Raw genomic sequence first — 13,307 nt, forward strand, 5'->3', positions numbered from 1 at the left:
AAGACTTGCGCCGTCAGCCCGCCTGTCGTACCAGGGGCAACACCTCGGCGCCGAGCCACGCGACCCGCTCGTCCCGACCGGCCCCAGGGACCGCGAAGTTGAACGCCGTGAACCCCAGCCGCACGTAGCTCAGCAGTGTCTCGGCCACCTCGTCGGCCCCGCCCGCCGGCACGTCGAGGTAATAGCAGCCGCTGATCTCCTCGATGGACCGGCCGGCGGCGTCAGCCGCGCGGGCGATGCGCTCCCGCATGGCCGGGATGGCCTCCGGCGGTGCGTGGCCGAGCGACGGGATCCAGCCGTCGGCGAGCCGGCCGGTCATCGCCAGCGCCCGCGGGCCGTAGGTGCCGACCCAGATCGGGATCGGCCGCTCCGGGCGGGGCGTGATGGTGGCGTCCTCCGTGTGGTGGATCCGCCCGGCGAAGGTCAGCGAGGGCTGCGTCCACAGCCCACGGATCACCTGGATCGCCTCGGTGAGCCCGTCGACCTTGTCGCGCGGCGACGGCACCCCGATGCCGAACGCGCGGAACTCGTGGTCGGCCGAGCCGCCGCCGAGGCCGAGCCCCAGCAGCCGGCCGCCGGAGAGCCGGTCGAGCGTCTCGGCCATCTTCGCCACCATCGGCGGCCGGCGGTAGGGCACGCCGAGCACCCGCGGCAGCACCCGCAACCGCTGCGTGTTGGCCAGCAGCCAGGTGAGCAACGTCCAGTTCTCGAAGCCGGGGTCGGTGCCGCAGGGGTGGTCGTTGGCCGACACGAAGTCGAAGCCGGCGGCCTCGGCGGCGCGGGCGGCGGCGACCGGTTCGACGAACAACTCACCGGCGCCGGTGGTCGCGGGCACGTCCAGTCCGAACAAGATCATGCTGTCTCTCCATTCGCGACGGGGCGCGGTGCGATGGTCAGCCGGGGCAGGAAGACCCCGACCAAAGGCCCGATGGCCAGGGCGTACGCGATCGTGCCGAAGCCGACCGAGCCACCGAGCGCGAACCCGATGGCCAGCACGGCGAGCTCGATGCCGGTGCGGACGAGCCGGATCGAGTGGCCGCGGGCGGCGAGGCCGGTCATCAGCCCGTCGCGCGGGCCGGGGCCGAGGCCGGCGCCGACGTAGAGGCCGGTCGCGACCGCGTTGGCGAGGATGCCGGCGACCAGCAGCCCGATGCGGGCCGCCAACGGGTCGATCTCCGGCAGCAACCACAGCGTGCCGTCGGTGACCAGGCCGACCACGACGACGTTGGCGACCGTGCCGATGCCCGGCCGTTGCCGCAGCGGGATCCAGAGCAGCAGCACCACGACCGCGGTGAGGTTGACGACCAACCCGATGGACAGCCCGACCCGCTCGGCGACGCCCTGGTGGAAGACGTCCCACGGCCCGAGGCCGAGGTCGGCCCGCACCATCAGCGCGAGGCTGATGCCGAAGAGCACCAGTCCGGCGAAGAGCCGCAGCAACCTGTTTGACATGTCAAGCAGACTAGGCGCGTTCTGTTTGACATGTCAAGCAGAGTGTCTAGGCTGATGTGATGACCCGCTGGTTGACCGACGACGAGATGCGCGCCTGGCTCGGCTACCGGCGGCTGCGCACGCTGCTCGACCTCCAGATCACCCGCGACCTGGCGGCCGACTCGGGGCTCTCCGACGCCGACTACGACGTGCTCTCGACCGTCTCCGACGCGCCCGGCCACCGGATGCGGCTCGGCGAGCTCGCCAGCGCGATCCGCTGGTCGGTCAGCCGCCTGTCCCACCACGTCAGCCGGATGCAGCAGCGCGGCCTGGTCACCCGCGACGACTTCGCCGGCGACGGCCGCAGCGCCACGGTGGTGCTCACCGACGCGGGCTGGGCGACCATCCAGGCCGCGGCCCGGTTGCACGTGGCGTCCGTCCGGCGGCACTTCATCGACCTGCTCGACCCGGCCGACCTGGCCGCGCTGACCCGGATCTCCGGCAAGGTGCTGGCCCACCTGGAGCGGGCGACGCCGCCGGACCCCGCTCGTCGTGGCAGCCCGCGCACACAGCGCGAAGGAGCCGCCGGCCGCTAGCAGGAAATGGATCGCGCTGACTAGATTCGGTGCGTGGCCGTCGAACCTTTGCTCTGCGCCGCAGGCGTGATCGTCGACGACGACGGGCGGGTGTTCATCCAGCGACGCTCCGCGACCCGCAAGCTGTTCCCCGACACCTGGGACATCGTCGGCGGCCATCTGGAGCCGGGCGAGAGCCTCGAGGAAGCGCTGCACCGCGAGGTCACCGAGGAGACCGGCTGGCGGGTGTCGATCGTGCTCGGCACCATCGGCGAACACCGCTATCTGGGCAACGACGGGCTGGAGCGGCTGGAGACCGACTTCCTGATCCGGGTCGACGGTGACCTGGCCCGGCCCCGCCTCGAGGCGGGCAAACACACCGCCTTCCGGTGGATCACGCGCGACGAGGTCGACGTGCTGGACGAGAACAACGGCATCGACGACGGTCTCGTTCGCCAGATCGTCGAGGGCGGTTTCGCCCTTTTGCGCCAGATCGGCTTGTAGGCCAGCGCACCGCTATCCTCCTGTCGGGAAGAGTTTTCTTCCCGTACACCTGCTGCACCCCCTGGAGGAAGCGCCGGATGATCGGCCTTGTGCTCGCAGCCGGCGCCGGCCGGCGGTTGCGCCCCTACACCGACACGCTGCCCAAGGCCCTCGTGCCGGTCGACGGTGAGACCACCATTCTCGACATCGCGCTGCGCAACCTCGCCGCGGTCGGGCTGACCGACATCGCGGTCGTGGTGGGCTACGCGGCGGAGACCGTCGAGAAGCGCCGGCCCGATCTGGAGTCCCGCTACGGCGTCACGCTCAACCTCGTGCACAACGACAAGGCCGAGGAGTGGAACAACGCGTACTCCCTTTGGCTTGCTCGCGACCAGTTCGCCGGCGGCGCGCTGCTGGTCAACGGCGACACCGTGCACCCGGTCTCGGTCGAGCAGACGCTGCTGGCCAACCGCGGCCCCGGGGTGCTGCTCGCCGTCGACGACGTGAAGTCGCTGGCCGACGAGGAGATGAAGACCACCTTCGACGCGTCCGGCCAGCTCACCCGGATCACCAAGCTGATGGACCCGGCCGAGGCCTTCGGTGAATACATCGGCGCCACGCTGATCGAGGCGTCGGCGGCCGCGGGCGTCGCCGAGGCGCTGGAGGCCACCTGGCGCCGCGACCCCAACCTCTACTACGAAGACGGCTACCAGGAGTACGCGAACCGCGGCGGCGAGGTCCGGGCGGTGACGATCGGCGACATCCCCTGGGTGGAGGTCGACAACCACGCCGACCTGGCCCGAGCCCGGGAGATCGCGTGCCACTACTAGCCCGCACCGTCACCACGCCGCTGGCCATCGAGGTGCGCCGCGGCGCCGTCGCCGAGCTGGGCACGCTGCTGCACGACCGGCGGATCTCCGGCGGTGGCGATGTGGCCGTCGTGGTGGGTCCCGGCCAGGGCGAGCGGATCGCCGAGCTGGTGCGCCCGTCGCTGGGCAACGCGGACCTGTTCCACATCTGCGGCGGCACGATCGACTCCGCGATGGAGCTGAGCCAGGACCTGCGCCGGCGCAACTACGACGCGGTGGTCGGCATCGGCGGTGGCAAGACCATCGACACCACGAAGTACGCCGCGACCCGGCTGGGCATCCCGATGGTCACGGTGGCGACCAGCCTGGCCAACGACGGCGTGTGCTCGCCGGTCGCCTCGCTCGACCTCGACGGCCGGCGCGGCTCCTACGGCGTGCAGATCCCGCTGGCCATCGTGGTCGACCTCGACTTCGTCGAGAACGGCCCGGACCGGCAGACCCAGGCCGGGATCGGCGACGCGCTGTCCAACCTCAGCGCCGTGGCCGACTGGGAGCTGGCCCACCGCGAGCGCGGCGAGGCGATCGACGGGCTGGCCGTCGCGCTGTCCCGCAGCGGCGCCGAGGCGCTGGTCAACCACCCGGGCAAGATCGGCGACGACGCGTTCCTGACCACGCTGGCCGAGGCGCTGATCATGGGTGGCATCTCGATGGCGGTGGCCGAGTCGTCCCGGCCGGCCAGCGGCGGCTGCCACGAGATCTCGCACGCGATCGACCACCTCTATCCCGGCACCGGCTCGCACGGCGAGCAGGTCGGCCTCGGCGCGCTGTTCTGCACCTATCTCCGCGGCGACCAGGAGCGGTTCGCCCAGCTCGCGGCCTGCCTGCGGCGGCACGGGCTGCCGGTGACGCCGGCCGAGCTCGGGCTGACCGACCAGCAGTTCGGGCTCGCGGTGGCCCAGGCTCCGTCGACCCGGCCCGACCGCTACACGATCCTCGAGCACCTCAAGCTGTCGCCCGCCGAGATCGACGCCCGTCTGAAGGGGTATGCCGATGCGCTCCGCGACCTTGTCGGCTGAGCCGGCGCCGCCGGGACCGGCCGAGTTCTACCGGGTCAACCGGGGCGGCGGGCTGTTCAGCGAGGGCCTGAGCCAGCGGGTGGGCGCGCTGTTCGCCGCGGCGGCGTACCGGACGGGTGTGTCGCCGACCCTGCTGACCGCGGGCAACCTGGTGGTCGGCCTGGCCACGTCGGCCGCGGTGGTCGCCCTGACCTCGACGAGCGCGCCGACCTGGGTAGCGGGGCTGGTCGCGCTGCTCGGCTGGCAGCTCGCCTATGCCCTCGACTGCGCCGACGGGCAGCTGGCCCGGGTGGCCGGCCGCACCAGCCCGGCCGGCGCGCGGGTCGACGTGCTGTGCGACATCGCCGTGCAGATCTCGCTGGTGACCGCGCTGTCCGCCGTGGCGGTCGACCAGCACCCGGCCACGGCCTCCTGGGTGGTGGCGCTGTTCGCCGGCACCTGGATGGTCAACCTGGTCACCTCGGTGATGCAGGCCGGCCCCAACGCGGGCAGCATGGTCACCTCCACCTCGCTGCCGGTGCGGCTGGTCAAGCTGGTCCGCGACTACGGAGCCGTCATCTTCCTGGCCGGCCTGGTGCTCCTGCTTGTTCCACAATGGACCATCTGGCTGGTGGTCGCCTTCACGATCGTCAACGGCGGATTCCTGTTGGCCAGCATCGCCTTCACCGGCCGCACCGCCCTGCGCTCCTAGCGAAGGAACGGCCCCTTCTTATCGGTTTCCGCATAGGAAGGGTCCCTTGTTAACAGCGCCGGCGGCAGCGGCGTTAACAGGGGACCCTTCCTATAGCGAAAGCGACAAGAAGGGGCCCTTGCTTCGTGTTAGCAACGGGCCGTTCTTATGCGGAAACCGTTAGGAACGGGCCGTTGCTTGCGTTAGGCGGGCGTAGGTGTCGAGGAGCTGCTTCGTCACCACGTCCGGGTGGAAGGTCTGCTCGTAGCGCGCCCGGGCCAGCGGGGCCTTCGCGGCGGCCTCGGCTCGGGCGACCGGGAACGCGGCGGCGAGCGCGGCCGCCTCGGCGGGCACCGTCCAGCCCGCGTCACCGACCTCGTAGGGCACCCCGCCCAGCGCCGTGCCCAGCACCGGCCGGCCGGCGGCCAGCGCTTCGAGCACCACGGTCGGCAGCACGTCGTGCCAGGTCGGGGTGACCAGCACCACGGCCGCGGCGGAGAGCGCCGCGGCGACGCCCGGGCGGTCGAGGCGGCCCAGGTAGTCGACGTCGGCCCGCTCGGCCGCCACCGACTCGACCAGGGGGCGCAGGTCGCCGTCGCCGGCGATGCGCAGTGGGCCTAGGGCGCCGTCGGGATGCTGACGCCAGGCGTCGAGCAGCAGCCGGACGCCCTTCTCCTCGGAGAGCCGGCCCGAGAAGAACAGGAAGCCGTCGCCGAGGGGGGCCGCCGGGCCCGGATCCGGGATCGCGTTCGGCTTGACGGTGATCCGGTCCGCCGGGATCCCGTACGCGATCAAATGATCTTTGATGGCGTCCGTCAGGGCCAGGTAGCCGTCGACCGATCGCCACGTCGGCCGGTGCACGGTCAGCGCGGTCGCCATCACCACGCTCTGCGCCGCCGAACCCCGGTAGCACCGGTGCCGCACGGCGGGCAACGGGAGCGCGCGCCCCCGACAGTCGTGGCAGATGCCGCCGTCGCGGAAATAGAGCCCGGACGCGCACACCTGGCGGTAGTTGTGCACGGTCTGCAGCACCGGCAGGCCGAACCGGTGCGCGGTCCGCACGATCCAGGGCGAGATCAACGGGTACGGGTTGTGCAGGTGCAGCACGTCCGGCCGGTGTGTCCGGATCAGCTCGGCGAGGTCGCGCTGCGCCCGGGGCGCGTAGATCGGCGAGACCGGCAGCAGCGCCTTGGCCGCCGGCGACATGTCGGCGATCTCGTCGGAGCTGCGCAGGAACGGCAGCACCTCGACCCCCGCCGCGGCGAGCTGGTCGATCTCCTGATCGACGATCACATTCTCGCCAGAGGGCTGGGCCTCGCGATATCTGTTGTGCGCGACGACGACCTTCATGGTGGCGTCAGGCTACCGTTGTCGACGTGCCCGAACTGCCCGAGGTGGAAGCGCTCGCCGCATACCTGCGTGACCGTGCCGTCGGTCACCGCGTCCAGCGGCTCGAGGTGTCCGCCATCAGCGCGCTGAAGACCTATGACCCGCCGCCCTCCGCGGTCGCCGGCAAGGAGATCACCGGAGCCGGGCGGCACGGCAAATTCCTCGACATCGCGTTCGAGGGCGATGTGCATCTGATCGTGCACCTGTCCCGGGCCGGGTGGCTGCACTACCGCGACTCCTTCCCGAGCGCCGCGCCGCTCAAGCCGGGCAAGGGGCCGATCGCGGTGCGGGTACGGCTCGACGACGGTTCCGGGTTCGACCTGACCGAGGCCGGCACGCAGAAACGGCTCGCCGCCTATCTGGTGACCGATCCGGCCCTCGTGCCCGGGGTGGCCAAGCTCGGCCCGGACGCGCTGACCGCCGACGAGGCCACGTTCGCGGCCGCGGTGCGCAGCCGGCGGGGCCAGCTCAAGGGGATCATCAAGGACCAGTCGGTGCTGGCCGGCATCGGCAACGCGTACTCCGACGAGATCCTGCATGCCGCCAAGCTGTCGCCGTTCGCGATGAGCGACCGGCTGACCGACGCGCAGCTGGCGACGCTCTACGAAATGACCCAGACGGTGCTCAACGACGCGGTCGGTCGGTCCGTGGGTCAGAAGGCCGCCGAGCTCAAGGGCGAGAAGCGCTCCGGCATGAAGGTGCACGCCCGCACCGGACTGCCCTGCCCGGTGTGCGGCGACACGGTGCGTGAGGTCTCGTTCGCCGACTCGAGCCTGCAGTACTGCCCCACCTGCCAGACCGGTGGCAAGCCCTTGGCGGATCGACGGCTGTCCCGGTTGGTGCGCTGAGTGAGCGCCTGGAAGCCCTGCGTACGAACCTTTTTCGACGCACAACTGACTTCTTCCGCCGCGCGCCACAATCGGTATAGTGACCCGGTCCCGCACCGACGGCGCGGGGACGACCGCTCAGGCGGGTCCGGGCGTAATGTCTGTCTTCTGTCCACGGTTCGTAACCGTTGACGTGGGAGACTGATGCGGTGGGCGACCCGAGCCCGTACGGCGAGTGGGCGGCACGCGTTAGCCGGGAGGGCGTAGGTGAGGTGACGACCAGCCTCGAACGCCCGGTGACCAGCAACGGCCGCGGCGGCGTCGTGCGCCACGTCGACAGCTTCGAGATCCAGGTGCCTCCGCCGCCGCCCACCAACGGTGTGCCGCGCTCCGCCTGGGCCCGGGCGCGCCGGCGCGTCTCGCGCTGGCACCGCCCCTTCATCCTCATCCTGCTCGTCCTCGACTTCGGCGCGGTCACGCTGGCCAGCTACATCGCGGTCACCGAGTTCGAGAAGGCGCGGGCCGGCTTCCAGGACCGCCCGACGCTGTTCGCCCTCATCGCCTACGTGTTCCTGCCGTGCGGGTGGATCTTCACGCTGTGGGCCAACCGCGCCTACGACCGGCGTTACCTGGGCCTGGGCACCGACGAGTTCAAGCGCGTGGTCCGCGCCTCGCTCGTGGTCGCCGCCTTCGTCTCGTTCCTGGCCTTCGCCACCAAGACCGACCTCTCCCGTATGACGGTCGGCAGCGTGCTGCTCGGCGCCCTGCTGCTGATCCTGGTCGCCCGCTATCTGGCCCGCCAGGCGCTGCACCTGGTCCGCCGCCGCGCCGGCCAGGCCGGCCACCGGGTGATCCTGATCGGCACGCTTCCCGAGGCGCTCGAGGTCTACACCGCGGTCACCCGCAACCCCGCCGCCGGCCTGGTCCCGGTCGGCATCCACATCACCGACGGCTACGCGGCGGCCCGCGGCATCGAGACCCCGGTCCCGGTCTACGCCGGCCGCGACGTGCTCGGCCTGGTCCGCGAGCTCGGCGCCGACACGATCGCCGTCTGCGGCTCCGCCAGCGCCGAGCCCGGCGAGCTGCGCCGCCTGGCCTGGCAGCTCGAAGGCAGCGGCGTCGACCTGGTGGTGGCGCCGCAGCTCACCGACATCGCCGGCCCGCGGGTGCACATCCGCCCCATCGAGGGCCTGCCCCTCCTCCACGTCGAAGAGCCGACGCTGTCGGGCCCGGCCCTGCTGGCCAAGAACATGATGGACCGCGTCGTCGCCGCCCTGGGCCTGATCATCCTGCTGCCCGTCTTCGCCGCCGTCGCGATCGGCATCAAGATCAGCGACAAGGGCCCGGTCTTCTTCCGCCAGCCCCGCGTCGGCCACGAGGGCCGCACCTTCCGGGTGTGGAAGTTCCGCACCATGTACGTCGACGCCGAAGACCGCCTCGCCGCCCTCGTCGACCAGAACGAGAGCGACGGCATGCTCTTCAAGATCCGCCAGGACCCGCGGGTCTTCCCCTTCGGCAGCTTCCTGCGGGCCAGCTCGATCGACGAGCTGCCCCAGCTCATCAACGTCCTCTGGGGCGAGATGTCCCTGGTCGGCCCCCGCCCCCTCCCGGCCGACGACGGCGACTTCCTGGGCGACGTCCGCCGCCGCCTCCTGGTCCGCCCCGGCATCACGGGCCTCTGGCAGGTCTCGGGCCGCTCCGACCTGAGCTGGGACGAAGCCGTCCGCCTGGACCTCTACTACGTGGACAACTGGTCACTGGCATACGACCTGAGCATCCTCTGGCGCACGATCGGCGTAGTCCTCGCCCGCAAGGGCGCCTACTAGACCACCCGAGGGCTTCCGTAATCGACGAGCGGCGGCGAGGATTCCGCGCATGAGTGCGGACCTCTCCACGGCGCTGGCAGTTCTGGCGCTGGTCAGCGCGCTCGCAGCCGCCGTCTACGCCGTCATCCGCCTCCGGGCCCGCCGGGGCATAGCGACGGCCACCCAACGCGCCACGTACGAGGTCCTCCACACGGCGGGCCTGGCCGCCGAACCGCTCCGCTCCGGCCTGACAACCGCCAGCGCGGCCAAGGCCGCCAAACACCTGAGAGCCCTGGTTGGCGCCCCCGGCCTGGCGTTGGCCGACGACAACACCCTGCTGGCCCTGGACGGCCGCGGCGGCCACCACTCCCACCAACTCCAGGCAGCCGCCAAGAAGGCCCTGGCCGCCGGACGATCGACGGTGCTCCGCCAGGCCGAGCTCCCCTGCGACCGGGTCGACTGCGAGATCCGCGGGGCGGTGGTGGCCCCCATCCGCGGCTCAACCCCGGTGGCCCTGGTAGCCGTGGCCGACGACCAACCCGCCCCGGGCCTGGTCCAGGCAACCCTGGAAACCGCGCGCTGGGCCGCCACCCAACTGGCCCTGGCCGAACTCGACTCCAACCGCGAGCGCCTCGCCCGAGCCGAGGTCAAGGCCCTCCGCGCCCAGATCAGCCCCCACTTCATCTACAACGCGCTGACCGCGATCGCCTCGTTCGTACGCACGGACCCCGAACGCGCCCGCGAGCTGATCCTCGAGTTCGCCGAGTTCACCCGCTACTCCTTCCGGGCCCACGGCGAGTTCACCACCCTGGCCGAGGAGCTGCGCTCGATCGACCGCTACCTGACGATCGAGCGGGCCCGGTTCGGCGAGCGGCTCCAGGTGCGGCTGCAGATCGCGCCCGAGGTCCTGCCGGTCAGCCTGCCGTTCCTCTGCCTGCAGCCGCTGGTGGAGAACGCCGTGCGGCACGGACTGTCCCGCAAACCGGGCCTCGGTATGGTGAGCATCGAGGCCCGTGATGCCGGCGCCGAGTGCCACATCACCGTCGAGGACGACGGCGTCGGCATGGATCCGGCGGCGCTCGTCGCCGGGGTGGCCGAGGCCGGCGTGGCCGGGGTCGACGACGCCGGCGCCCACGTCGGGTTGTCCAATGTAGACGACCGCCTGCGGTCGGTGTTCGGCGACCAGTTCGGTCTGGTGGTGGAGACGGGGATCGGAGCGGGAACCAGGGTGAGCATGCGGGTGCCGAAGTTCCACCCGGGCGTGCACGCGGCCGGTGGCGCGGCATGACCGATCGCGCCTTCCTGCGCGTCCTGGCGGTCGACGACGAGCCGCCGGCGCTGGACGAGCTCGCCTACCTGCTGCGCGCCGACCCGCGGGTAGCCAGGCTGCACACCGCGGCCGACGCCACCGAGGCCCTGCGCGTGCTCCGCGACGCCGACGTCGACGTCGTCTTCCTCGACATCCGGATGCCGGGCCTCGACGGCATGGAGCTCGCCCGGGTGCTGCGCCGCTTCGCCCGGCCACCGGCGATCGTCTTCGTCACGGCGTACGACGACGGCGCCGTCGACGCCTTCGACCTCGGCGTCACCGACTACGTCCGCAAGCCGGTCCAGGCCGAGCGGCTGGCCGAGTCGATCCGGCGCGTGGTCAGCGGCCGCGTGGTGCCCACCCACCCGGCCGCGCTGGCCCGCGCCGAGGAGGACCCGACGATCCCGGTGGAGCTGGCCGGTACGACCCGGATGCTGCCCCGGTCGGCGGTGCGCTGGGTCGAGGCCCAGGGCGACTACGCGCGACTGCACACGGCCGACGGCTCCCATCTCGTACGCGTGCCGCTGGCCACCCTCGCCGACCGCTGGGCCGACGCGGGCTTCGTCCGCATCCACCGCTCCTATCTGGTGCAGCTGCGCCTGATCGCCGAACTGCGCCTGGCCAACTCCGGCTATGTCGTCATCGTCGACGGGGCCGAACTTCCCGTGTCCCGCCGGCACACCCGGGAGCTCAAGGACAAGCTCGTCCGCGCCGCGAAACAGGACTGGAACCGCTAGATCATCTCGGTCGAACGGCCGACGACACGAGAGCGAAGTACCTCTATCCTTCGTTGGCCTGCCATGCGCGTGCGCCGTGGCGGGACCACACGGGGAGAGGAAGGCTTTGACAAAGCAACCGAAGCGCCGGTTGACGGCGGCTGCGCTCGCGGCTGCCCTCCTGGCGACCAGCGTCGCCGGTTGGGCGACACCCGCACAGGCCGCGGCCACCGGCGCGATCAGCGGACACGTGACCACCGCCGCCGGCGCGCCGGCCGAGGACGTCTGGGTCCAGGCCCTCGACGCGGAGACCTACGAAGGCATGGGTTTCACGACCACCGCGGCCGACGGGTCCTACCGCATCGACGCTCTGGCTGACGGCCAGTACATCGTCAGCTTCAACGGTCCCGAGCTCGCCGAGCAGTACTTCGACGGCAAGACGCGGATCAACGAGGCCGACCCGGTCACCGTGACCGGTGGCCGGACCACGACTGTCGACGAAGACCTGATTGCCGCCGGCTACCTCACGGGGCACATCTCCGATCCGAACGGCGAAGGGCTGGACAACAGCCTCGTGCGGATCTACCGGGCCGAGGACGAGGCCTATGTCCAGGCGGTCGGCACCAGCTACGGCGACTTCCGCGTTCCGGTGCCGCCCGGCACCTACGTGCTGAGCTTCGAGCCCGTCAAGGACCTCGACCAGGAGCAGTACGTGCCGGGCAAGCTCACCGCCGCGGCCGCGCAGCGGTTCGTCGTCACCGCCGGCGAGGACACCACGGTCATCGACACCGCGTTGCGGACCGGCACCCTGAGCGGTCGCGTCACCCGGGCCGACGGCACGCCGGCCCGCGACGTCCGTCTCGACGTCTCGCCGTTCATGGGCAACGGGGGTGGCGAGTACGCCACGACCGACAGCAACGGCGAGTTCTCCGCGCCGCCGATGCTGGCCGGCGACTACATGGTGGAGTTCAGCGTCGGCGAACGCACCGAGTACTTCGACCGGGCCGCGCGATACGAAGACGCGGACCCGGTGACCATCACCGGTGGGAACGACAGTCGAATCACGCCGACCCTGCTGCCGACCGGAAGCGTCCGTGTGCGCGCCCTGGACGCGGTCACCGGCTCGGTCGTTCGGGACTTCTGCGCCAACAGCGAGTGCAGCGACGGCTCGGGCGAGGTGCTGCTGACCGACCTCGCCGAAGGGTCACAGGACCTCTGGATCTCCGCCCCTGAAGCGAACTACGTCGACCGCAACAGCACTGTCACCGTCCGCGTTGGTCAGACGATCGACGTCACGGTTCGACTGGTGCCGGGCGCGAAAATCACCACGACGGTCGTCGACAAGGCGACCGGCAAGCCGCTCCAGGACGTCTGCCTGATCGCCTACAAGCCGGGCCAGTTCTTCATCCCGGACGGCATGGGCGGCAACGAGTGCAGCGACGCGGCCGGCAAGGCGACCGTCGACAAGCTGGCGACCGGCGACTACCGGCTGTTCGCCTGGCCACGCAACAGGAGCTACGGCCGGCAATGGGTGACCGCCAACGGCGGCAGTGGTGACGAGCGGCAGGCGGTCACCATCAAGGCGACGATGGGCAAGACGTCTGCGGGCCCGCAGGTCCGTGTCGACCGTGGCGGCTCCATCCGTGGGCGGGTGACCGACGCCACGACCGGCGCGCCCATCTCTTGGACTCAGGTCGGGATTGCCTCCGGGAGAACGGGCGGCGACACCTCGACCGACGAAGACGGCCGCTTCCAGATCGACGGTCTTGGCCCCTACCGCTGGCCGTTGCAGTACTGGGGCGGAAGCGACCACGCCACGGCGTGGACGGGCGGGGCCGTGAGCCGCTACACCGCGACCGGCACCCAGGTGACCGCCGGTGCCGTGGCCACGGCCGACCTCGCGCTGACCAAGGGCGTCACCGTTCAGGGCAATCTGCACACGGGCGGCCACACGCCCGACTGGGCGCGGATCACGCTGGCCAACACGGTCACCCGTGACGACGTCGGCAGCGTCGACTTCGTGGGCAACTCCTACGAAATGCACGTGCTGCCGGGCCAGGAAGTCCGGTTCGCCTACAACCTCGATATCGACGGTGTGAGTTACCGATCCGACAAGGCGCCGCTGCCCCCGGCCGCACCGGGTGGGCCGACGCGCTACGCGGTCACCGTGCCCGACGGCGGGCTGACCATCGACCTCACTATCGCCATCCCATGAGC

At 71.3% G+C, this 13,307-nt stretch carries 13 protein-coding genes; 10 read left to right on the forward strand and 3 right to left on the reverse strand.

From position 1 onward, the window contains the following. Positions 1 to 13 precede the first annotated feature (13 nt). Both O7635_RS09310 and O7635_RS09315 read right to left on the reverse strand, forming a co-directional pair. Positions 14 to 856, reverse strand: a complete 843-nt coding sequence (locus O7635_RS09310) for an LLM class flavin-dependent oxidoreductase (protein ID WP_278080011.1) — start codon at positions 854 to 856, stop codon at positions 14 to 16. Further along, positions 853 to 1,452 carry a hypothetical protein gene (locus O7635_RS09315; RefSeq protein ID WP_278080012.1) on the reverse strand — a complete coding sequence of 200 codons (600 nt, stop codon included), beginning with the start codon at positions 1,450 to 1,452 and terminating at the stop codon, positions 853 to 855. Before O7635_RS09315 ends, O7635_RS09310 begins: the two co-directional genes overlap by 4 nt. Positions 1,453 to 1,511: 59 nt before the next feature. Between O7635_RS09315 and O7635_RS09320 the strand changes: the two genes are divergently transcribed. The 5 genes from O7635_RS09320 to O7635_RS09340 all read left to right on the forward strand — a co-directional run bounded on the left by O7635_RS09320 (position 1,512) and on the right by O7635_RS09340 (position 5,065). Further along, positions 1,512 to 2,027 carry a MarR family winged helix-turn-helix transcriptional regulator gene (locus tag O7635_RS09320; RefSeq protein WP_278080013.1) on the forward strand — a complete coding sequence of 172 codons (516 nt, stop codon included), beginning with the start codon at positions 1,512 to 1,514 and terminating at the stop codon, positions 2,025 to 2,027. Positions 2,028 to 2,060: 33 nt separating this feature from the next. Beyond that, positions 2,061 to 2,510 (forward strand): NUDIX domain-containing protein, encoded by a 450-nt coding sequence (locus O7635_RS09325; RefSeq protein ID WP_278080014.1) that lies wholly within the window; start codon positions 2,061 to 2,063, stop codon positions 2,508 to 2,510. A 77-nt stretch (positions 2,511 to 2,587) separates the two neighbouring features. Further along, on the forward strand, positions 2,588 to 3,319 hold the full coding sequence (locus O7635_RS09330) for a phosphocholine cytidylyltransferase family protein (protein WP_278080015.1): 732 nt from the start codon (positions 2,588 to 2,590) through the stop codon (positions 3,317 to 3,319). After that, positions 3,307 to 4,374 carry an iron-containing alcohol dehydrogenase family protein gene (locus O7635_RS09335; protein WP_278080016.1) on the forward strand — a complete coding sequence of 356 codons (1,068 nt, stop codon included), beginning with the start codon at positions 3,307 to 3,309 and terminating at the stop codon, positions 4,372 to 4,374. The genes O7635_RS09330 and O7635_RS09335 overlap by 13 nt, the downstream gene beginning before the upstream one ends. Further along, a complete protein-coding gene (locus O7635_RS09340; RefSeq protein WP_278080017.1) occupies positions 4,349 to 5,065 on the forward strand; it encodes a CDP-alcohol phosphatidyltransferase family protein in 717 nt (238 codons plus the stop codon). The genes O7635_RS09335 and O7635_RS09340 overlap by 26 nt, the downstream gene beginning before the upstream one ends. A 159-nt stretch (positions 5,066 to 5,224) precedes the next feature. Here the strand turns inward: O7635_RS09340 and O7635_RS09345 are convergent, their stop codons facing one another. Next, complete coding sequence (locus tag O7635_RS09345) at positions 5,225 to 6,394, reverse strand: glycosyltransferase family 4 protein (protein ID WP_278080018.1); 1,170 nt, start codon at positions 6,392 to 6,394, stop codon at positions 5,225 to 5,227. A gap of 26 nt (positions 6,395 to 6,420) precedes the next feature. On the opposite strand from O7635_RS09345, the gene O7635_RS09350 reads away from it, so the two are divergent. From O7635_RS09350 to O7635_RS09370, 5 genes are all read left to right on the forward strand, one after another. Then, positions 6,421 to 7,281: a DNA-formamidopyrimidine glycosylase family protein gene (locus tag O7635_RS09350; protein ID WP_278080019.1), complete on the forward strand. Its 861-nt coding sequence runs from the start codon at positions 6,421 to 6,423 to the stop codon at positions 7,279 to 7,281. Between the two features lie 302 nt (positions 7,282 to 7,583). Continuing rightward, positions 7,584 to 9,086 carry a sugar transferase gene (locus O7635_RS09355; RefSeq protein WP_278085420.1) on the forward strand — a complete coding sequence of 501 codons (1,503 nt, stop codon included), beginning with the start codon at positions 7,584 to 7,586 and terminating at the stop codon, positions 9,084 to 9,086. 49 nt (positions 9,087 to 9,135) lie between these two features. Continuing rightward, positions 9,136 to 10,353, forward strand: coding sequence for a histidine kinase (locus O7635_RS09360; protein WP_278080020.1), 1,218 nt, complete (start codon positions 9,136 to 9,138; stop codon positions 10,351 to 10,353). After that, on the forward strand, positions 10,350 to 11,111 hold the full coding sequence (locus tag O7635_RS09365) for a LytTR family DNA-binding domain-containing protein (protein ID WP_278080021.1): 762 nt from the start codon (positions 10,350 to 10,352) through the stop codon (positions 11,109 to 11,111). Before O7635_RS09360 ends, O7635_RS09365 begins: the two co-directional genes overlap by 4 nt. Before the next feature lie 106 nt (positions 11,112 to 11,217). Next, on the forward strand, positions 11,218 to 13,305 hold the full coding sequence (locus tag O7635_RS09370; RefSeq protein ID WP_278080022.1) for a carboxypeptidase regulatory-like domain-containing protein: 2,088 nt from the start codon (positions 11,218 to 11,220) through the stop codon (positions 13,303 to 13,305). Positions 13,306 to 13,307 lie beyond the last annotated feature (2 nt).

The sequence above is a fragment of the Asanoa sp. WMMD1127 genome (assembly GCF_029626225.1).
Taxonomy (GTDB): Bacteria; Actinomycetota; Actinomycetes; order Mycobacteriales; family Micromonosporaceae; genus Asanoa.

Excerpts from the sequence above, each read along its gene's own strand:
- O7635_RS09345 (WP_278080018.1), bottom strand. The coding sequence starts at position 6,394 with ATGAAGGTCGTCGTCGCGCACAACAGATATCGCGAGGCCCAGCCCTCT.
- O7635_RS09310 (WP_278080011.1), bottom strand. The coding sequence starts at position 856 with ATGATCTTGTTCGGACTGGACGTGCCCGCGACCACCGGCGCCGGTGAG.
- O7635_RS09365 (WP_278080021.1), top strand. The coding sequence starts at position 10,350 with ATGACCGATCGCGCCTTCCTGCGCGTCCTGGCGGTCGACGACGAGCCG.
- O7635_RS09330 (WP_278080015.1), top strand. The coding sequence starts at position 2,588 with ATGATCGGCCTTGTGCTCGCAGCCGGCGCCGGCCGGCGGTTGCGCCCC.
- O7635_RS09340 (WP_278080017.1), top strand. The coding sequence starts at position 4,349 with ATGCGCTCCGCGACCTTGTCGGCTGAGCCGGCGCCGCCGGGACCGGCC.
- O7635_RS09315 (WP_278080012.1), bottom strand. The coding sequence starts at position 1,452 with ATGTCAAACAGGTTGCTGCGGCTCTTCGCCGGACTGGTGCTCTTCGGC.
- O7635_RS09320 (WP_278080013.1), top strand. The coding sequence starts at position 1,512 with ATGACCCGCTGGTTGACCGACGACGAGATGCGCGCCTGGCTCGGCTAC.
- O7635_RS09360 (WP_278080020.1), top strand. The coding sequence starts at position 9,136 with ATGAGTGCGGACCTCTCCACGGCGCTGGCAGTTCTGGCGCTGGTCAGC.